This window comes from Polyangium jinanense, assembly GCF_028435365.1.
This window is the reverse complement of the sequence record NZ_JAGTJJ010000021.1, coordinates 107,800-127,826: the sequence shown is the minus strand read 5'-3', so window position 1 is coordinate 127,826 and position 20,027 is coordinate 107,800. Positions and strand designations below refer to the sequence as shown.

Sequence of the window (20,027 nt, the reverse complement as noted above, 5' to 3'; positions counted from 1 at the left end):
CTGAGCCGTTTCCTAAACCGAAGGTCGCAGGTCCGATTCCTGCCGGGGGTGCCAATGATTCCGCGGGGTTAGCGCTTCCTACCGCGCTGCCCCGCCGAACTCTCGGAACCCGTTGCCCCACTGTTGCCCCCACCCCGTTTGCCCTCGGAGGCCAGGGTGAGCCGGCGGGCGGCCTCTTCAAGGTCCTCCTTGAGGTGATGCACGCAACGTTGCGTGGTGGCCAGGTGCTTGTGACCTGCCATCCGCTGGACGACGTGTACGGGCCCCCCCACCCGCAACCACATCGTGATCGCGTAGTGCCGCAAACAATACACCGACCACCCCCCGACCCCCACCTTCCGCCGCACCCTCTCAAACGCCTGCACGATCCCGTACTGCCCCCACGCCCTCCCCCGCTCATTCAGCGCCACAAACTCCTCCCGCCCCGCACCCCCGGCCCCCTCGACCCCCGCCAGCAACCTCCCCAGCTCCGGCGCCACCGGTACCTCCCGCTGCCCTGTCTTCGGCGTGTGCGTCTCCCCGTGCGACCGCCCCTCCCGCACGCTCACGAACCCGCCCACGACCTCCCCATCTCGCCGCAGCCGCACATCCCGCCACCGTAGCGCCCGCACCTCGTTCGGCCGCAGCCCCGCGTATGCCATCAACGCAAAGCTCACCCGATGCCGCTCACTCGCGGCCGCGAGGATCCGCTCGACCTCCTCGTCCGACGGAATCTCCAGAATGCTCTGCCCCATCGCCTTGAGCCGCGGCATCCCCTCGGGCATCGCGCGCAGGTACTTCCGCGCCACCGCGAATCGCAGCACCGACCGGATCACCACCTGCACATTGTTCCGCGTCGCCCGCGCGAGAGCGAAACGAGCACGGCGCATTCAACGCGGTCATTCACGTCCCGGAGGACATCGTCTTCCCGATCAAGCCGATCGAGCTCGGAGGCGTGCTCATGCGGCCGCTCGAAGTGGGGCTCTACGTGCAGCTCTCGCTCAACGGGATCGCGTTCCAGCACCACCAGCGGCAATCGGGCGTGAAGACCTGAAGGGGGATGGCATGAGCGTGGCGGAGATCGATAGCGAATCGAAGCAGAACGTCGTCGAGTCGGACCCGCAGTTCGGCCCAACGACACATTGCATCGTTATCATGGAGCAGCCGCCGCTGGTGGGGGACGAGCCTCCCCCGCTCACGCTTCGGGATGTCGTTTTCGGAAAGGAACGGTTGCTCGTCAGTCTGCCCGCCGTGATCGTGGGTCCCCTCGTGCAGAAGCGGCAGGTCGTGGCGATGGCGAAGTATCCGAGCCCCGTCGAACGATGGGTCTTTCGCTTCTGGAGTGGTGCGGGGCGGGCGACGGCGCGGGTCTGGTTGCATCCGGGGACGTCGCCGGTGACGGATTGCGGCATCTTCGTGGTTCGGCACGGATTGAAGAGATGAGCATTCTGATGGAGGAGGAGCCTGCCGAGGCGCCGGAGCGGATCCTCACGACCGCGGGGTGACTCTCGCTCGAGCTCGAATACGTGCCGCGGGTGGTCGCGGGCGAGCATTTGCACGCGCATCCGGAGGCGAAAGCGGCTCTCGCCATCGCCGTGCGAACGTTCGTGCTCCGGGCGATGCGGGACCGGCTGACGCTGGGACGCACGACGGCGATCCCCAGCGGGCAGCAGTTCCAGGTGTTCTCGCGGTACGCCGGCGGGGACTGCGTCGAGGCAGCGACGCGGACGCGGGGCATCGTGTTGCGTTATCAGGGGCCGATGATCCTCGCGAATCACGTTGCGGGGGCGTATTGGAACCCGGATGGGTCGCACGGTCCGGATCCAACCGAGACCGAGCGATGGGTGACGTACAATGCTGGGCGGCGAGGACGTGATGTCATTCCGACGAGTCTTTCGCTGCACTCGCACCCGGGAAACCGCGGCTGCGTGGGGTAGCATTGTGCTCATTGGCTGGCCGCCCAGGGATACGACCACGTGACGATCCTCCAGTTCTTTTACGGCGAGGACATCGAGTTTCACGACCTTGCCAGCGGCGAAAGCACGGGCCTCGGTCAGGTGCTTTTCGGTGTGCTGGCGCTGGCGGCTCTCGGAATTACCATGCGGAGGTAGCCGTGGCACTTCGGCTCGTGCTGGCCGGCGAAGGGCACCCGAGACCGCTCGTGTTGGCGTTTCTGATCGGGGGCGACCTCGATCCAAAGCTTCGGCCGGCGTTCGCCCGCCACCAGGTAGATTGACCACTCGGTCGGAGCTATTTAGGGTGGCCGACGTGAGACACGACATCGTCCGCATACACCACGTTGGCCACGTGGTCGACGACATGGCCGCCGCGCTCGCGCTCTACCGACGCCTGGGCTTTGTGGTGCCGCCACCCAGCTATCCCGCGATGGCCCGCCAGGAGGGGGCCGAGCCCGAGCCGTTCGGCGCTGCCAACACTCACGCCGATTTCCTAGGCAACTTCCTTGAACTCGCGACCCGCGTGCGCGAGGGCGACCACATCCCGGCCGACGCGAAGCTTGTCCCTCTGCAGGCGCCGGCCGATGTGCTGCCGAAACTCGTCGAGCGGATTGCCACCACGAGCGCCAGCCTGGCCGTGTGCCTGGAGCGCTTCGAGGGCTTGCACATCTTGATGTTCTCATCGCCCGACATCGACGCGGTTGCCACGCGGCTGACCGCGTCCGGGATCGGGCACGGCGGGGTGAACACCGTGCGGCGCCCGGTGGAGACCGAGACCGGAACCGTGGTCGAGACCGTTCGCTACTTGGAGATCGACACGAGGCCGGGCTCGGTTGCGGAGGGACGGGTCGGCGTCGCCGCGGAACTCGATTCGCACATCCAGGGCGCCCGACAGTCAGACCACCCCAACGGCGCGGTCGACCTCGTGGAGGCCGTGCTTTGCGTCGCGGATAGCGAACTTGCGGCCGCCCAGGCCCGGTACCAGGACTACCTCGACCGGCCGATCCGGACGGACGGCCCGGCGCAGGTCTTCGACCTTGATAACGCGCGGTTGACCCTTGTGCCCGAATCCGGCCTGGCAACACTGTTGCCGGGCGAGCAACCCGCCGCACTGCCCGCCCTCGTCGCCTACACCGTCGCCGTGCGCGACATCGCCGCCACCCAAAACCTCCTGCGGGACAACGGGATCCCACTGCGCCGAACAGCATCCGGCGACCCCTTCGTGCCAAGCGCCAATGCCCTCGGCACAGCGATCATCTTCCGGGAGGCGCTACCCCCCGAACACGCCACAGTCCGGGGAACATGGCCGAAGTGAGGCGCGACCGGGGCACGCATCCCTGCCACCAATGTCCGGCAAGGGCGTCAGAAGCGGAACCCGACGTTGATATCCACCGTTGGCCCGAAGAGGGAGAACCCGGGGCGTGCCGTCCTCCCCAAGAAGGAAGCGCGGTGATATTGGGCGCCGAGCCCGAGGCCGAGCAGGACGTGATTGCCCAGCCTCCACGTCCACCCGGCGCTCAGCCCCGCCGCGAACGCGGGACCCCAGATCTTCTCCGATGCGACCCTCGAGCGGACCGGGCCCGCCTGCGTATAGGGTGAAATCCAAAGCCCGCCGGGCGCGCGCCCGAGCGGGTGGAAGAAGACACGCCCACGCAAGACCATACCGATGACATCCTCGTCCGGCGTGCGATTCGCCGCCGCCCAGACCGAGCACGTTTTGCGTAACCGTCCAAGGCCCATAAAGCCCGGCGGTCGCCTGCACCGTGACGTGACAGCCGAAAACGCGCTGATAACCGGCGTTGATCACGTGCAGCCCGAGGTCCGCGACGACGGCGTTCGGGCGTTCGGAGCACGACGGCTCCTCGGCGTGGGCGGCGCTGGCGATGAGGAGGACTGCGGCGGGAACGACCAGATCGAGGGCGGTGCGTCGTCTCATGCGGCGCAGGAGCGTCGCACCGTTCGGCGTCGATGGGCAACAGGGGCGGCGAGGCGCTTTTCTTCTTCTTTCATGAACCCTTTCGGTCCCCGGACGTTGCCTCTGAGCGTCATTGTTGGGTTCCTGGTGTCCTTGCTCGGGTTGACGTCCAAGGCGCGCTAGACGCTCGGTTCATGCGCACGAATCCGGCAAAGAGGTCGCCAGAATACTGACTGAGGTGATCACAGGGACGCATCTCTTCGTTGTGAAAATGCGCGAGGGCAAAGGAAAACCGCAACATGTTGCGGCGTGCTGCATCATTTGGATGAATGACCTCGGAATCGAGATTGGACTGTTGGCCGAAGAGGGTATACAGCGCTTGATAGAAGAGCGGGCCCGGCACCACGGCTCCGTCCGAGACGAGCCACGTAACGCCTTGGTTGAACCTGTCGAGCATGCTGCGCGGCGGAGGGGGCGAGAGCGGCATGTTGGTGCAGTTGCTCAGCGACAACCGCCTCAACATCGTGCCGTGGCGCCATTCCTCGCCGTCGAGCAGCCACACATCGGAGATGTAGCCGTGGTCGAGCTCTCGCACGTCGACAAGGAACATCCCCAGCAGTCCCTTCTTCGCGTCGAGCAGGAAGAACGTGGCCGGCCCCGAGTAGCGAATCTGTTCGCCGTTCGCGAGCTTGATCTCCTGCGCACCGGTCATCGTGGGGGCCTCTGTCGGATCCACGTCTTCGGGAGTATCGGTGAGGGACCGCTTCGCTGCGGGCGAGTCGCCCGTCTGCCGTGCAGGTTCGAGCCCGCTGGTCGGCCCAACCAAGACGTTGACCGTTTGCGTCTGGGTCATGGGCGGCGCGGTAGGGGCCGGTGCGGTGGAAGCGGGTGGCTGCGAGCCCCACGTCACGGGCATGCGCGCGGCATCGCCGGTCGCTGCATGAATCACCGTGTTGGGCATGGGGCCACTGCACGCCGTTAGGCCAAGGGACATCGCGAGCCAGATAATGGCGGGGTACTGCATCGACGCTCCTCCGTCGCGATGCTCCACATCACGACGCGTCGACCACTACACCGCAGCATGAGCACCGGCAGTGCGGGAGTTCGGCGGCTCCACGTAGGCGAGTTCCTGGTGCCCCATGTCACGGACATGCGGTGCCGTTCGTGGCGCCGGATCGCAGGGGCAGGTTTGTCCCTTCCCCTCCCAGGTTTGTCCGTGTACCCTCCGCCCTCATGGCAGAACCGACCGCTCCGGCGCCGACGCGCGAGCCCTCCGCCGCGCCGGCCGTCAAGCAGAGCGCGACCGCGACCGAGAGAGTAAGAGCAACTCCTTCGGCCTCCGCGCGCGCTGCGCCTCCGCGGCCCCTGACGCCGAGACCTGCGGCCCACCTGCCCGCGACGCTCTCCGCGGAGCTCGCTGACGAAGGAGTGGTGTAACATGAGGACCATGGTTCGTCTGGTGCGTGCCGGCATCGTGATCGCCGCTTGCCTCGGAGGCGCCGCGATCGCCGTTCCCGCATGCCTCGCTCCCGGCGGTTACATCGCTGGCGACTGTCCGCTCCAGGACAACGGGTTGCTGGCCATCCCGGAAGAGTGTTGCCCATGCATCTTCCGTGAGGCGTGCTGGGATGCGGATCCTCCGCCCCAGCCCCCCGAGCACTGCCGCACCGGCTGCGCTCCCGACGTCCCCTTCGAGTGCTGCCCGTGCCCGACGCCCGAGTGGTGCCCCGAGGGGAAGAGCCCTCGAACGCTCGCTCCGTGGTGCTCCTCGCTCGATGGAGGCAGCGACGGCTCGATGTCTTCCCTTTGCGCTGGTGGAACGTGCACGCCGCCCGCGGCCGGCAACTGGAAGGGGCCAGTCAGCTTCTGGCAGGGCTGGGATCTGGAGGCGCCGACGTGCCCTGAGGACGCGCCGATCCTCGCCTTCGAAGCGTGGGCCGAACCGCCCCCGCCCTCATGCGGCACATGCAAGTGCGATCCGCCCGAGGGGACGTGCAAGCTGCCGGAGGCGTGGACGGTTAGCTCGGCTGCGTGCACTCCTGATCCGAACCTCGGTGTCAAGACAAACCTCGATCCGCCGACAAACTGGGACGGTGTCTGCAACGAGGACAAGTCGATCCAAAGCGGGAAGCTCTGCGGCGGGGTGCCCTGCGTTCGGTCGATCATGATCGCGCCCCCGACGATCGAGGAGCTGCCGTGCAAGCCGCACCTCGAGGGAGACCCCGAGCCCACAATCCCGCGGGCGTGGGAAGGCGGTCCGCAGACACCACTCGGGAAAGCGTGCATGAGTGCGACTCCCGCGCCGATCTGCGCGGAAGCTGCGGGTAAGGTGTGTGTGCCAACGCCTCCCAGCTTCTCCGCTTGTTTGTTTCGCGAAGGGGATCACCCCTGTCCGGAGGGCTGGGGCGAAAGACAGCTCCTCTACCGGCATGTAAAGGACAACCGGACCTGTGCGGAGTGCACATGCAGCGAGCCGACCGGCGGTTTCTGCAACACGAAATTCCGGCTGTTTAGCGGCGCGGGCTGCACGATTGAGGAGGCGGCGTTCAACGTCTCCACCGGCATGAGCTCCCCGTGCCACGACCTCATGGCGGGTACGCAGCTCCTCGGCAAGTCTGCCGAGGTCCTCGAGTACACGAAGGGTGCATGCATGCCGAGCGGTGGCGACGTGCAAGGGGAAGTCGTGCTCGCGGACCCCGTCACGGTGTGCTGCTACGCGCCCACGAGCTGATTCTGGATATCCCACGGGCGTCAGGGAAGTGCCCCGATGACGCCCCGTACTCGTTCACTCTGGCGCGCACACGAGCTCCTGCGGGAGCATGCCGGGGAACTCATCGGCGAAATTGGCAACATCCTTCGTTAGCTGCCGATATGATGCTTGTTGCCAATGGCCTTCATAGCGAACCAGCGTATCATCGCATCGCGCAATGAGCCACTCGATGTCCAGAGCCGGCCTCTCCGGTTCGCGCGATAAAGCGACCAGGTGCGCGCGGATTTCGTGAGTCCACGATTCTTCTTTCTTGGACAAGGGCATTTGGTCTCCCCACGGGCTCGGGAGCCCTGAATGATACGCCGAGGACGCTGCGGCTGCACGCCCCCTCAGAACGCGTACAAGAGCGAGCCGCCGCCGGTCGCGACGGGAATTAGGTGCTCCCAAGGCGAGGGCCCGAAGAAATCCAAGCGGGCGCCAATGAGCGGTAGCGCGACCTCGACGTCCACGCGTGCCATCAGGTGTGACGAGAGCGGAAATTCCACCGCGGTGCGCGCTCCCGCGCCGAAGAAACCACCTGCGCCCCGCCATGCATAGTCCCTGCTCGACACCACCGTACCCACGATCCCACCGGTGACCAACAGGCAACCGAGGAGCGGCGCGCGCTTGAAACAGCCAGCGCCCGTCAGGCCGAACGTGTGGATGTCAACGTCGGTCAATCCTGCACGGCGCGTGTTCAGGAGCGGCATCCACTGGCCATCGAGCTCGAGCGTGAAGGATGCGAGTTGTAGGCCCCCCGCGAGGCGGAGGCCCGGTCCCCACTCCGGCGCGGCTCCACGGGAGATCGTCGCACCTAGAGCCACGAAACCGCGCATGGGAGGCGTAGCTGGCGGCTTTGGCGGTGGCGGGCACGCCGGGCAGGGCGGGGCCGGAGCAGGCTTGGGCGGCGCGGGCTCGGGCGGCGCAGGCTCGGGCGGTAGCGGTGCGGCAGGCTCCTCCTCTTGTGGCGGCGCGAGCTCGCGGATCCGTTTCGCCGCGTCGAACGCCGTCCAGTACAACACTTTGAAGCAGTCGTCCGTCGGCGGGTAGTCGTGATGCTCGGAGTGCGCCACGGCTCCGGCCTCGTCCGTGATCGTCGTGTCGACCGACTTCCCGCCATCCGGTAGCCGCCGGATCCGCACGACGAGCGAACGCGTGGCGGTCGGGTCCAGGGTGCTCACGGGCAGCCAGTTCGTGAGGATGGCGCTGAAGTCGAACGGGTTGGAGCATCCGGGGAGCGAGCGATCCGCCGTGAGCTCGACGCGATGACGCGGCACCTCGTCCGCCGCGAACGACGACGATGGCCAGGTCAACGCCAGGACAATCGTGCAGCCCCCGACGCCGAGGCGCCCGCCATGGCCTCTGGCCGTGTGCGGCTTCACGTTTCAGGCCCCTCGACCAGAAATCTTCGGGGGGTCCGTCGATTTTTTCGTGATGGGAGGCTTCTCGTGCCCTTTACCTTCGTGGGACCAGTCAACGCGAGCAGGGACGGGGCACCGGGCCGAGGCTCGGCCGAGAGGTATCCGGAATGACACGCGGCATCGACGACTGCGCGAACGAGCTCCGGGTCTCCAAGGAAGCTCTGCTCCGGCACCGGGTCGCCATGGCCGCGGTCGTTCGGTCGATTGGAGTGCACGCGGCGCATGTCGATGATGTCGTCCATGATGCATTCGTACTCGCGTGTGGCAAGCCCGAAATGGAGCGACCGGATCCAAAAGATGACGACGCGTTTGGCGCGTGGCTCTGCACGCTCGCGAAATATGCGGCCATGACGAACCGGCGGGATGCCTTTCGCTCACGAGAATCGCCCGCGCCCGAAGAGGACATTGAGCTCGTTGCGGAGGAGAAGGAAGCGTATCTCGGGCCCTTCGAGGACAGGGTAATCGCATCCACCGTATTCGAGCGCCTCAGCCGGGATGACGGGTCGTTGCTCCTCGAGCACTTCTACGAGGACAAGGACATCAAGGACCTCGCCGAGGACCATGGCATCCCGTGGAGCACGATGCGCGCGCGGGTGGATTGCGTGCTCGACCGAGCGCGCATCGCCGTGCGCGACGTGGCGCCCCGCTCGCGCCGGCGTCGTCGGGCCTGGGCCATTCCGCTCGCGCTGCTTGGCTTCGCAGCGCGCGAGGCGCGTGCACACGTGGGCTCGCTCTGGGTGCGATTTTTCGGCACGCTTCACCGGAGCCCTGCGCGGTTGATTGGCTTCGGGGCGACGGCGGCAGTGATTCTTGCCGCGACGCCGGATGCCGGGTCGCGCGCGGCGGACGGTTTCGCGGCTGGCGCGCAGAGCGGACATTCTGAGGAAACCGCGCGCTGCACTGCCTTTGTGCGGTCAAGGCTGGCACGCCCGCAAGAGGATCCGGAATCGGAGATGCCGAGCAATACCAAGGCTCTCCCGCCGCGCCGCTACGTGCAACGGTCGACGTCCGTGTGGATGATCGCGAACGCAATTCGCGATGCGGAAGCACGAAAATGAAATAGCCAGCCGCCTCATCCGCGACGTTTCACCGTTCGCAGTGGATTCGCGTACCGCAGCCCACTTCTGGGCAAGCACAGCGCTGCGCGCACACGAATCCACTGGGGTCGGTGAAGGCCTCGCCCACGTCCGAGCACGACTTGTCGCCGATCTTAGACGGCGGCGAACCGGGGCGCCGCACCGATGCCGACGGAGGAACGATGAATGCTCTTCGGGACGTCGACGACGACGCAGCAACGACCGTGATGGACTGCTCGGCGCTTCCGCCGCAGAGCGGAACGCGGATGAGCTTGGCGCATTCCGAGCCACCGCGAGACACGATCATGGATACGAAGTGCGGGCCGTCGCGATGGGATCGATTCTGGGCGTTCCTCGGCCGCAAGGCGGATAGCTTCCTGAACGCATTCCGCGAGCCTCCTCTGTCGACCCTTCTCCCTCCCGTTCCGCCAAATCGGTTGCCCCGCGAGACGCGCGTCTCCGCGGGGACGATGCTCGGGGACGACCGCTGGGAATTCCTGCTGATCGAGCTCCTGCGCGCGCCCCCGCATTACCAGCGGGCGGCACGAGAGGTCGTCAAGTATGCCGTGGGCCTCCGGCAGCTCGGGGAGGAGGCGTATATCGACGGCCTCGTGCACCTCGTTCTGTCGCGGCAGCGCGAGGACGCGGACGGCACCATCAGCATTGGGCGTCTCCGGGATATCCTGCGTGACATGTCCTTCTCGGACAGCCTCATGCCCGCGCTGCGTCGCCTGGACGACGAGGGCACGATCGACCTTCTGCCGGCCAACGGGGACGTCGACCGCAACACCCCCTCCGAGCTCCGGGCCCCTCCGACCCGCATCCGCCTCTGGGCGCGGGTTTGAGCTACGGAGACAGGGCCATGCCACGTCGGCAAGTCACGTCTCCCCTGCTCGTCGAGATCGGCGCGCGCATCCGGGACATCCGCCTCGAGCAAGGGATGTCGCTGGACCAGCTCGCCAAGAGGAGCGGCGTCGCGAAGGGGAACCTTTCGAGCACCGAGCACGGGCGGGTCAACATCACGGTCGAGACGTGCCTGAGGATCGCGGCTGCGCTGGGGGTAAGCGCGGCGGAGCTATTGCCGGGGCCGGAGGAGGCGCAGGGGACCGGTTCGGAGAGGTCGCGGCGAAGACCTGGGACCGGCGGACGAAAGGGGAGGACGCGCCCCGGAATCGGGTAGGTGGTTTTCTCGGTCCCGTTTCCGGAAGCAGAGCCGGAGGGGGGCTGCGAGTTCGGCCCCCGCCGCCCCGAACAACAGGCAGCAGGGCCGCCATGAGCACGCTCGCCATGTGCCCGAGCATCGGCGCGGCCCTCTGCACGAGGAGGGCAAGCGGCCCGCTCGGCGGCATCGGGGGCACGACGCTGTAGTACGCGTCGCGGAAGTCGCGCATCTCCTTGCGAAGGTATCGGCGCACGCGGAGCGCGCGCATCTTCACCGCGTTCTTCGAGATCCTGAGCTCCTTACGCGCTTCCTCGAGCGTGTACTCTTCGAGGTAGACGAGGAAGAACACCTCGAACAAGACGTCGGGCATCGCGTCGACCGCCGCGTAGAGGCGCTCACGCGCCTCGCCGAGCTGCGCGCTCACGTCGGGCGAGGGGCCGGGGGCAAACGCTTCCACCGCGGCCTCTGGCTCCGTCACGATCACCTTGTTTCGACGACGCACCGTCCTGCGATGGCGCCGATACACGTTGTTCGCGACGCCCATCGCCCAGCGCCGGAGCTCGCCCTCGGACCGGTAGGTATGGAGGCTGCGGACGCCGCGGATCAACGTGTTCTGCGCCAGATCATCGGCATCGGCGCGCCCGCAGCGGAGACGCGCGAAGCGCTGGACGAGATCCGGACGAAGGGCGAGGAGCTCGGCGAGAAGATCGGGTTCGTTCAGTTTCTTCCCCACACTCGCTTCTTGCCCGCAGCAGGAGAACGGTAACCGAAAATCCGCGCGGCTCACTCCGCCGAACCTAACGTGAGATTCCTTGGTCAGGCAGGGTTCGTTCTGCTGCACTGCCGACGTCAGAAACCCGACACGTGGTGACCCGTACCACGGTCCACCTCTTGCGTATCTCAGTTTGTAGGACGTAAAATGTCCTACGCGAAGCACGCTTCGCACTTCTATCCTTGACGGTCAGCATGTCGGTCGGACAACCTGCCGCCTATCCAGGCTCTCCGACTCTTCGGGGATCCTGCACGTAGGGGTCAGGGCAATGAATATCCTCCTTTCGATCGAGGGGGCTGGCGAACTATTGCGTGGGGTTCGGCTCAGCGGCTCAGAAGGTCTGTCGGAGCTTTTCCGATTTGAAATTGATGTTGTTCGGGGCTTTCCGCTGCAGGGAATCGTCGGTGGGTTGCTCGACAAGCTGGGCGTCGGATCCCTGCCGATCAATCCGGTGGCCATCGCGCAGACGGTCCACGCAGCTATGGCGGACCATGCAGGCCGAACGGCTACTCTTACGTTCGATACGGGCGAGAGCACGCGGACGGTTCGCGGCATGATCGCCGAGTTCGTGCAGCTCGACGACGGAAAGACGGGGACCGCGTACCGGGCCGTGCTCGTCCCGGAGGTCACGCGACTTCTCCATCGCAGGGACAACCGCATCTTTCAGGAGCGGTCGGCGCCCGAGATCGTTGCTGCCGTGCTCGAATCCGCTGGAGTCCGCAGGGGTAGCTTCCGCTTCGCGCTCGGGAAGGATCGAATGCGGCGGGATTATTGTGTCCAGTATCGAGAGACCGATTGGGCCTTCGTCTCCCGGCTTCTCGAAGAGGAGGGGATCCATTACTTCTTTGACGATGACAGCATCCTCGTGATGGCTGACGGGCCCACAGCGCATGCGCCGATCTCCGGCGGAACGCTCGCCTTCCGTGCACCGCTCGGCGCCATGGCGCATGGGGAGCACGTCTCCAGGTTCGCGTGGGCAGAGCGGGTACATTCCGGCAAGGTCACGCTGCGGGATTACGAGTTCAGGAAGCCGGCGCTCTCGCTAGAAGCCGCCAAGAAGGCTGACGAAGATTCGGAGCTGGAGGTCTACGAGTATCCGGGGCGCTATGAGACGCCGGAGCGCGGCGCAGAGCTCGCGGCCATGCAGCTCGAGGAGCTGCGGACCCGGGCGCGAAGCGGGGCCGGGGAGAGCGATTCGTGCCGGGTCATTCCGGGGAAGACGTTCCTGCTCATGGACCATCCTGACGATCGCATGAATGGGGCCTATCTGGTTATGCGGGTCGAACACCAGGGCACCGCGCCGATGCCGGATGCCATTCTCACCGATGGAGAGTCCTCCTACGAAAATCGTTTCGAGGTCGTGGGCGCGGACGTGAGGGTTCGTCCCTCCCGCACGACCCCCCGACCTGTGATCTCGGGGCCGCAGACGGCGATCGTCGTCGGGCCCGGCAAGGAGGAGCTGCACACGGACGCCTACGGCCGCGTCAAGGTGCAATTCCATTGGGATCGGCAGGGAAAGAAGGACGAGCGCAGCTCGTGCTGGCTTCGCGTCATGCAATCCTCGGCGGGCGCGGGCTGGGGCGCGCAGTTCTTGCCGCGCGTGGGGCACGAGGTCGTCGTGGCCTTCCTGGAGGGCGACCCCGATCGGCCTTTCGTCATCGGGAGCTTGTACCACGCAGCGAACGTGCCGCCGTATGCGCTGCCGCAGCAGAAGACGCGCAGCGGAATCCGCACGAAGACGTTCGGCGGAGACGGACATAACGAGATCCGCTTCGACGACGCTACGGGTGCAGAGGAAATCTACGTGCACGCCCAGCGCGATTACAATGAGGTTGTCGAGCACGACCGCTCCGCCGCGGTGCACGGCAAGCGCACGCAGACCGTGGACGGCGACGACACGGAGCACGTCCGCGGGAACCAAGGACTCACGGTCGACGGCAGCCAGCACATCCACGTGCGAGGAAATCAGCGGACGATCATCGACGGGGACGAGCCGAAGCCTGGAGGCGTACGCGGCGGCGCGGTGACCGTGCGCGGGAAGTACGAGCTCGACGCGTCGGACACAGTACACGTTCAGGCGCCCGCGTCGATCCGACTCGAGTGTGGCGGGAGTTTCGTGCTCATCGAGCCGGGGAAGATCACGATCACGGCCGGTGGCGGGGCGACGTTGGTTCTCGACCCGAACGCGCTCCTGCAATCGGCCGCTGGGTCGCGCATGTTCCTCGATGCGAACGCGCTCGCAAAGGCGACGGGCGGCGCGGAAGTGCTGCTCGATGCGAACGTCTGCGCGAAGTCTGCCGCGGGTAGCCAGGTGCTACTCGATGGCAACGCGTGCATGTCGTCGACCGGCGGGAGCACCGTGCTCCTCGACGGGAACGCGACCATGAGCAGTCCGGCCGAGGCGACGATGTGCGGGAGCACCGCGACGGTCTCGGGTAGTGCGGTAGCGGTTCTCTCGGGGCCTGGAGGCGTCGTTGCGGCGGACGGTGGCGGGGTGTCGTCGTCCGGGGGCAAGGTGGACGTCAGCGGCGGCGCATTCAACGTGGCCACGGGCATTGCCAGCGTGAATTGAGGGGGCGGCCATGTTCAAGAGCATCACGGATCCCCTCGTCCACGTGGCCGAGGCAATGCAGACGTTCATCGCCGAGCCGGAACTGCGGCTCCTGCACGTGACCACGTCCGATCCCATCCGCATCGCGGCCCTCGAGCACATCGCCGCGGCGGAGCACCACCAGGAGAACCTCTGCCCGTTCGTCTTCCTCGAAGCGCCGACCGAGACGACGGATGACGGCTGGAGCCTCCGCAGCGAGGAGCTGCGAGCCGACATGGAGGAGCTCGCCGAGCTGCACGAGAAGGCGGGCGAGGGGGTCACGATCCGCCCGATGCCCGCCGAAGCGCGTGCCCCGTCCACGCTGGGACGCTTCGGTTTGGAGCTGAGGGCCGCGGTCGACTCCCTCGGCTCCCCGCTGGAGGGGCTCGTGGTCGTGCTTTCGCCTGTCTGGGTGCGCGATCCGAAGCAATGGATGGAGGACGTCGCTGCGCTCGTCGAGCGGCCAGAGCTTGCACGTGTTCGATGGGTTATCGTCGACTTGGACGAATCAATCTGCAGGTCGATCGCCGAGAGGCGCGGCGACTTGGCGCTCGTCGTGGACGCACGGCTCGACACACGCGAGGTGCAACGCGACGTCGAGGCCATGCTTTCGGCTGCGGCATCGGCGCCCCCCGGGGCCGATGGGATGCGGATGGCGGGCATGGCCGGGCCGGATGAGGTTCCGCCGCCGCACAAGGTGCGGACTCCCCCGCTCACGTCCCAGCAAGCCCGCGTGATCGCGGAAGCTACGGAGAAGGCACGCTCCGACGCGATCGAGAAAGGCATTCCGGAGCCGCTTTTGCGGCCTGAGCCCATGCGCGAACTTCGCGGGTTCGTCATCGGCGCAGCGGGTGCGATGATCAAGGGCGATGCATCGCGAGCGGTTGCCCTCATGCGCGAGGCGAAGGCGCTTTGTCGCGGGGCGGGGCTCGGGAAACTCGCCGTGATGATGGGGCTCGTCATGGGTGGATTCGCCATGCAGGCGCGCGCCCCGGATACCGCGGCGGCCATCTTTCGCGAGGCTCGCGCGGAAGCCGACGCGGCGAAGCTGCCGGCGCTCTCCGCGCAGGCCCAGCTCGCGGTCGGCTCCGGCCTGCTCGCGGCGGGCAAGAGCGGCGAGGCTGCGCTCGCCTTCGCCGAGGCCGGGCAGCTGGCCGCTGGGCAGGGTGAGCGGATGTTCGCGATTGAGGCCTATCGCATGGCTGGGCAGGTTCTCGTCTCGCAGCGGGATATTGAGCATGCCGCGGGCGCATTCTGGCGTGCCGTGCAGATCGCGAGCGACGGTGAGCCGGAGGAGTGGCGGTTGTCGAGTGGACCGGAAGCTGCGCGCGCCCTCGGGCGAATCTTCCGTGAGCACGGGAGCACAGATCGGGCGGACTGGCTCGAGCGTGTCGCGGTCGAGATGGAGACGATGGGCGAGAGCGAGGCGGATACTCCGTCGATGGAGGGGGACGATGCTTGTTGCGACGCAGTTTGATCCCGTCCTCGGGCTCGATTTCCACATCGTCGGGGTGCCTGCTCCGCCTGCCCCTGCGCCGGTACCGACGCTCGTGCCGATGGCGTTCGTTGGTATGGTGTTCGATCCCGTGGGGGCTGCAGTTTCGGCCGCAGTCGGCATGGCTGCGGGGGCTGGGCCTGGGCTCGTGTTCGTCAATGGAATGCCTGTCGCCAACACCGGCACCCTCGGGACCAACCTGCTCACGATGCCGCACGTTCCGACGCCGGGCGTGACGTTCCTGCCGCCGACGGGACCGGGGAACGACGCCGAGTTGATGTTCGGATCGCTGGGCGTGACACTCGGCGGCAGCCTCGCCGTGCGGCTCGGGGATCTCGCGCTCTCGTGCAGCGATCCGGTTCGCCTGCCGACGAGCGTGGTGCTTGCCGTGCCCAAGGGTGCGCCGGTGCTCGTGACTCGGCCGATGGTGCCGGACGTGAAGGCCATCGCGTTCGCGGCCGGCTTCAAGGCGACGCTTCGTGCGCTCGGGGCCGTGGTTCGCGCGGGCGGGAAGCTCTTCCGGAAGCTGCGGGCCGCGCAGCGGCGAAGCGGCAAGTGGGCGCGCATCAGCCAAGGAATGCGTCGGGCTGTTGATCACATCGCACCGCGGCGTTATCGGGACCGTATTCACACGGCGATCTGCTTCGCGACGGGGCATCCCGTGGATGTCGCGACGGGACGCATGTTCACGGAGAAGCGCGACCTGGAACTGCCGGGGCCGATGCCGCTCGCTATCGAGCGGATCTACTCGTCGTCGCGGTCGTGGCGGGATGGGCCCCTCGGTTATGGGTGGTCGCACAGCCTGGATCAAGCGGTGTGGTGCGAGCGGGGCAAGGTCGTCTATCTGGCAGAGGACGGACGTGAGATCGAGTTTCTGCTCGGCCATCTCCCCGAGCGCATGCTTCGGCCTGGCCAAAGCGTGTACGAGCCGACCAACCGCCTCACGTTGAAAGCTCGCCGCGGGCATCGGTTCGAGATCGAGACGCACGAGGGGCAGGTGCTGCACTTCGCGCGGATGAAGGGCGCAAAGAATCCCATGCGCGCCCGACTCCAGCGTATCGCGGCGCGGGACGGCATCACCATCGAGTGTGAGTACGACGAGCGGGGCAGGCTTTCACGGGTGATCGATAGCGGAGGCTGGATGCTCCGGCTCCTGTACGACGGCAACGACAGGCTCCGTGAGATCAAGGTGCCGCATCCGCGTGAGGGATGGGTACGTCACGCAAAGTACGAGTTCGACGAACCGGGGAACCTCGTACGTGTGGTTGATGCGCTTGGGAACGCGGAGACGTACGCGTACAAGGGGCATCTGCTCGTGAAGGAGACCGACCGCACGGGGTTGTCGTTTTACTTCCAGTACGATGGGCTGAACGAATACGCGAAGTGCGTGCGGACGTGGGGCGATGGCGGCATCTACGACCACGTGATCCGGTACGACGAGCGGAACCGGAAGACGTTTGTGGACGATAGCCTCGCCAATCTGCGCGTGTTCCACCGGGACGAGCTGGGAAACGTCGTGGAAGTAACCGACCAGCAAGGGAAAGCCACGCGGTACCGCTATGATCCCGAGAGCGGTCAGGTGGCCGCGGAAGTGGATCCGCTCGGGTGGGAAGTGCGGCGCGAGTTCGACGAGCGCGGAAACTGCGTGGAGATCGTGCGTCCCGATGGAACGACGGAGCGTATGAAGTACGAGCGCGACCGCCTGGTGGAATTCGCGAATCCGTGCGGAGCCGAGTGGCGCCTCCGGTATGACGGCGCGGGGCGCATGCGGGCCATGATCAATCCGCTCGGGGGAGAGACGCGGTGTCGATGGAAGCGGGGGCTGCTCCGCGAGGTCACGGACCCGATGGGTGGACGGGTCGCGCTCGAGTACGACGACGCGAAGAACGTGCGGAGCATCCGCTACGCGAACGGGGGCGAAGAGAGGCTCGTCCACGACATCCTGGGCCGTGTGGTCGAGCATCACGACGCGCGTGGCGGTGTCACGAGGTACAGGTACAACGCGCTCCGGTTGGTCGAGGTCGAGGAGGCGGACGGGAACCACCTGCGGATCAAGTACGACGCGGAGGGGAACCCAGTCGAGGCCAAGGATCACGCCCGACACGTGAGGTTCGGCTACACCGGGTTCCATCACCTCGCGCTGCGCGAGGAGGCCGGCGAGACGGTTCGGCTGCGGTACGATACCGAGGGGCAGCTGATGGCGATCGAGAACGAGGCCGGCGAGATCCACACGCTCACGCGCGACGCGTGCGGGCGCGTGATCCAGGAGATCGGCTTCGACGGGAGCTGTCAGCGGTACGTGTACGACGCGGGCGGCGTGCTCGTGAAGAGCGTGCAGCCGAGCGGGCGGACGGTCGCGTTCGAGCGTGATGCCATCGGGCGCGTGACGTGCGTCCGCTACCCGGACGGCACGGAGGAGCGGTTCACGTATCGCGCAGATGGGGCGCTCATCGCGGCCGAGAACGAGGCAGCGCGCGTGACGCTCGAGCGCGATGCGCTGGGGCGTGTGGTGCGCGATCAGCAAGGGCCCCACGTCATCGAGCGGCGCTACGACGCGCGCGGCCTGCTCGCCGAGGTGTCGTCGTCCCTTGGCTTCGATGGCGCGTTCCTGCGTGATGCCATGGGCGAGCTCGATGCGATCTCGCTCGGCACGGGCGTCGATCGATGGCGTACGTCGATCATGCGTGACGCGGCGGGGCTCGAGGCCGAGCGGCGGCTGCCCGGCGGGATCGCGGTCCGAACGCGACGCGATCCGAGCGGGCGTGTCGCCGAGACCTCGATGCTCGACGGCGGCAAGGAGCTGCGGCGCGTCGCGTTCACCTGGGAGCCGGGCTCGTTGTAGAAGGAGCGTGACGACTCCCGCCGCGGGCTCACGCGGTACTTCCACGACAGGCGCGCCAGGCTCACGGCGGCGACGGAGCCCAGCGGGCGCGTGCGCTGGCGGCGCCCCACGCCGACGGGGAACATCCAGCAGGCGATGCAGGGGGAGCCGCAGACGTACAAGAAGGGCGGCGTGCTCGCCGCTGCGGATGGGGTGACGTACGAGCATGACCGCGACGGGAACCGGACCGCGAAGATGTGGCCGGACGGGCGGCGCGAGACGTACACGTGGAGCGCTGCCGGGCGGCTCGTGGCGGTCACGAAGGCGGACGGGAAGGTGGTCCGGTTCGAGTACGACGCCCTCGGGCGTCGAGTGAAGAAGACCTCGGACGCGGAGGAGCAGACGTGGATCTGGGACGGGGATGTCCCGCTGCACGAGCTCTCCACGAGGGAAGGGCCGATCGCGTGGGTGTTCGAGCCGGGGACGTTCACACCAGCGGCGAAGGTACAGGGCTTGCGGCGGTGGGCGATCGTCACGGATCAGGTTGGGGCGCCATGCGCGGCGTTCGATGAGTGGGGCGGGGTCGCGTGGCAGGGCGAAGTCGACGTCTACGGGAAGGCGGCGGCCGATGTGGAGAAGACCGCGGTTCCGTGGCGGTTTCCGGGGCAGTACGAGGATGCTGAGACGGGGCTGTTCTACAATCGGTTCAGGTATTACGACCCGGAGACTGGGAGGTACACCAGCAAGGACCCGATCGGGTTACTAGGTGGAATCGAGGCGTATGGATACGTGCCCGACCCCGCGGTTGCATCCGATCCGTTGGGCCTCGCGATCGTGTACCACTACACGAGCGCAAAGGGCTTCAAAGCTATCACTGCGCAGCGAGACTGGCTCTTCAAGGCATCGAAGCCACCGGGTGACCATCCATACGGAGCTTATTTTACGACGCTTCCGCCAACGCATAAAAACCTAGCGGCAAAGCTGGGTGGGCTTCCGCGTGAAAAGGTGGAGTATTACTTCCAAATGGACATCCCAGACTCGTTGCTGAAACCATTGCGGGGCGGACGGGGAGAGGCTGGTGTCTCAGTGTATCATCCGGCGGATCTGACTGTTCGTCGCGAGCAGCAGATCGCTCATGGCAAAAGGTGCAAGTAATCATGTTCAAGGTGTCGGTTCAGAAGGTGTCCAGCGCGGGAGACGAGGAGACCTCAACGGTTGGAGGGTTCGACCACAACTTCCCGCGTGTACCACACTTCGAGGATGTAATGAGCCGCTTTCTCATGGCGGTACGCGTCCGGTGGCCCAATGCCATTTTCCGCATCTACGACGAGAACGACAACGAGGTGGTCCTGCGCGCGCCACACATGCCCGCGACATGGCCGCCGAAAGGATGGGCGATTGTCGTTCGAGACGACCTGATGGACAAGCACCTGGAGGAAGAGGGAGGGGTTCCCATGCCAGATGGCGAAAGCGGCCTCGTTCTCTGGTTCTCCCCCGTCTCCGAGGGCATCAGCTACCTGGACCTTGTAACGGTGAGCGATCCCTTGGAGAACCAATTCTGTTGGTGGGCAGTCGAGCAAATCTGGGATGCTTACCTCAGTGTAAAAAAGGCCGCCAAGGACGCGACGTGATCACCTACCTGAAGGGCGACGCCACCGTCCCCCAGGCGAAGGGTCCGAAGCTCATCGCCCACGTCGTCAACGACCTTGGCGGCTGGGGCAAGGGGTTCGTGCTCGCCATCTCCCGTCGATGGCCGGAGCCCGAGCAGGCGTATCGACGCTGGCACGCAGAGCGGGCGCGGAACGACTTCGCGCTCGGTGCGATCCAGGTGGTCCGGGTCAAGCCGGACACTCACGTGGTCAACATGCTTGCACAGCGGGGCATCCGGACGGGCTCGAAAGGGCCGCCCATTCGCTACGAGGCACTCGCTGAATGCCTGCGCAAGCTGCGCGGCGTGGCAGAAGAGAACCGAGCGTCGGTTCACATGCCTCGAATAGGGTGCGGGCTCGCTGGTGGCAAATGGGAGAAGGTCGAGCCGCTCATCGAGGATGCACTGATCGACACGCCAGTGTTCGTGTACGATTACGAGTGA

Annotated in this window: 17 protein-coding genes and 2 pseudogenes; 14 read left to right on the top strand and 5 right to left on the bottom strand. The window is 66.5% G+C overall.

Annotated elements, in window-relative coordinates:
* Window positions 1–68: 68 nt before the first annotated feature.
* Window positions 69–818, bottom strand: a complete 750-nt coding sequence (locus KEG57_RS28865) for a tyrosine-type recombinase/integrase (protein ID WP_272459003.1) — start codon at window positions 816–818, stop codon at window positions 69–71.
* A 226-nt stretch (window positions 819–1,044) separates the two neighbouring features.
* Here KEG57_RS28865 and KEG57_RS28860 point away from each other — a divergent pair, with 226 nt between their 5' ends.
* The 4 genes from KEG57_RS28860 to KEG57_RS28845 all read left to right on the top strand — a co-directional run bounded on the left by KEG57_RS28860 (window position 1,045) and on the right by KEG57_RS28845 (window position 3,249).
* On the top strand, window positions 1,045–1,422 hold the full coding sequence (locus KEG57_RS28860) for a hypothetical protein (protein ID WP_272459002.1): 378 nt from the start codon (window positions 1,045–1,047) through the stop codon (window positions 1,420–1,422).
* Window positions 1,423–1,505: 83 nt separating this feature from the next.
* Window positions 1,506–1,916, top strand: a complete 411-nt coding sequence (locus tag KEG57_RS28855; protein ID WP_272426586.1) for a hypothetical protein — start codon at window positions 1,506–1,508, stop codon at window positions 1,914–1,916.
* Between the two features lie 39 nt (window positions 1,917–1,955).
* Window positions 1,956–2,090 (top strand): hypothetical protein, encoded by a 135-nt coding sequence (locus tag KEG57_RS28850; protein WP_272426585.1) that lies wholly within the window; start codon window positions 1,956–1,958, stop codon window positions 2,088–2,090.
* 157 nt (window positions 2,091–2,247) lie between these two features.
* The gene (locus KEG57_RS28845) at window positions 2,248–3,249 is read left to right on the top strand and encodes a VOC family protein (protein ID WP_272459001.1); all 1,002 of its coding nucleotides are present in this window, start codon (window positions 2,248–2,250) and stop codon (window positions 3,247–3,249) included.
* A gap of 730 nt (window positions 3,250–3,979) precedes the next feature.
* Here KEG57_RS28845 and KEG57_RS28840 read toward each other — a convergent pair.
* Entirely contained in the window at window positions 3,980–4,873 is an 894-nt protein-coding gene (locus KEG57_RS28840; RefSeq protein WP_272459000.1) for a hypothetical protein, read from the bottom strand.
* A gap of 423 nt (window positions 4,874–5,296) precedes the next feature.
* Between KEG57_RS28840 and KEG57_RS28835 the strand changes: the two genes are divergently transcribed.
* A complete protein-coding gene (locus tag KEG57_RS28835) occupies window positions 5,297–6,580 on the top strand; it encodes a hypothetical protein (protein WP_272458999.1) in 1,284 nt (427 codons plus the stop codon).
* Between the two features lie 54 nt (window positions 6,581–6,634).
* Here the strand turns inward: KEG57_RS28835 and KEG57_RS28830 are convergent, their stop codons facing one another.
* Both KEG57_RS28830 and KEG57_RS28825 read right to left on the bottom strand, forming a co-directional pair.
* Window positions 6,635–6,877: a hypothetical protein gene (locus KEG57_RS28830; protein WP_272426580.1), complete on the bottom strand. Its 243-nt coding sequence runs from the start codon at window positions 6,875–6,877 to the stop codon at window positions 6,635–6,637.
* A 71-nt stretch (window positions 6,878–6,948) separates the two neighbouring features.
* Window positions 6,949–7,980, bottom strand: coding sequence for a hypothetical protein (locus KEG57_RS28825; protein ID WP_272426579.1), 1,032 nt, complete (start codon window positions 7,978–7,980; stop codon window positions 6,949–6,951).
* Between the two features lie 545 nt (window positions 7,981–8,525).
* Here KEG57_RS28825 and KEG57_RS28820 point away from each other — a divergent pair.
* The 3 genes and pseudogenes from KEG57_RS28820 to KEG57_RS56155 all read left to right on the top strand — a co-directional run.
* Window positions 8,526–9,077 carry a hypothetical protein gene (locus KEG57_RS28820; protein ID WP_272426578.1) on the top strand — a complete coding sequence of 184 codons (552 nt, stop codon included), beginning with the start codon at window positions 8,526–8,528 and terminating at the stop codon, window positions 9,075–9,077.
* A gap of 200 nt (window positions 9,078–9,277) precedes the next feature.
* Window positions 9,278–9,940: a hypothetical protein gene (locus tag KEG57_RS28815; protein WP_272426577.1), complete on the top strand. Its 663-nt coding sequence runs from the start codon at window positions 9,278–9,280 to the stop codon at window positions 9,938–9,940.
* Window positions 9,941–9,957: 17 nt separating this feature from the next.
* Window positions 9,958–10,116 (top strand): annotated as a pseudogene (locus tag KEG57_RS56155) (helix-turn-helix domain-containing protein); the annotation flags it as partial.
* Here KEG57_RS56155 and KEG57_RS28810 read toward each other — a convergent pair.
* Window positions 10,115–10,990, bottom strand: a complete 876-nt coding sequence (locus KEG57_RS28810) for an RNA polymerase sigma factor (protein ID WP_272426576.1) — start codon at window positions 10,988–10,990, stop codon at window positions 10,115–10,117. The pseudogene KEG57_RS56155 and the gene KEG57_RS28810 overlap by 2 nt on opposite strands.
* 307 nt (window positions 10,991–11,297) lie before the next feature.
* On the opposite strand from KEG57_RS28810, the gene KEG57_RS28805 reads away from it, so the two are divergent.
* The 6 genes and pseudogenes from KEG57_RS28805 (at window position 11,298) to KEG57_RS28780 (ending at window position 20,027) form a co-directional block, all read left to right on the top strand.
* On the top strand, window positions 11,298–13,601 hold the full coding sequence (locus KEG57_RS28805; protein WP_272426575.1) for a type VI secretion system Vgr family protein: 2,304 nt from the start codon (window positions 11,298–11,300) through the stop codon (window positions 13,599–13,601).
* Between the two features lie 10 nt (window positions 13,602–13,611).
* On the top strand, window positions 13,612–15,096 hold the full coding sequence (locus KEG57_RS28800; protein WP_272426574.1) for a hypothetical protein: 1,485 nt from the start codon (window positions 13,612–13,614) through the stop codon (window positions 15,094–15,096).
* A complete protein-coding gene (locus KEG57_RS28795) occupies window positions 15,074–17,956 on the top strand; it encodes a DUF6531 domain-containing protein (protein WP_272458998.1) in 2,883 nt (960 codons plus the stop codon). Before KEG57_RS28800 ends, KEG57_RS28795 begins: the two co-directional genes overlap by 23 nt.
* A gap of 42 nt (window positions 17,957–17,998) precedes the next feature.
* Window positions 17,999–19,090 (top strand): annotated as a pseudogene (locus tag KEG57_RS28790) (RHS repeat-associated core domain-containing protein); the annotation flags it as partial.
* A 2-nt stretch (window positions 19,091–19,092) separates the two neighbouring features.
* Complete coding sequence (locus KEG57_RS28785; RefSeq protein ID WP_272426571.1) at window positions 19,093–19,566, top strand: hypothetical protein; 474 nt, start codon at window positions 19,093–19,095, stop codon at window positions 19,564–19,566.
* On the top strand, window positions 19,563–20,027 hold the full coding sequence (locus KEG57_RS28780) for a macro domain-containing protein (RefSeq protein ID WP_272426570.1): 465 nt from the start codon (window positions 19,563–19,565) through the stop codon (window positions 20,025–20,027). Before KEG57_RS28785 ends, KEG57_RS28780 begins: the two co-directional genes overlap by 4 nt.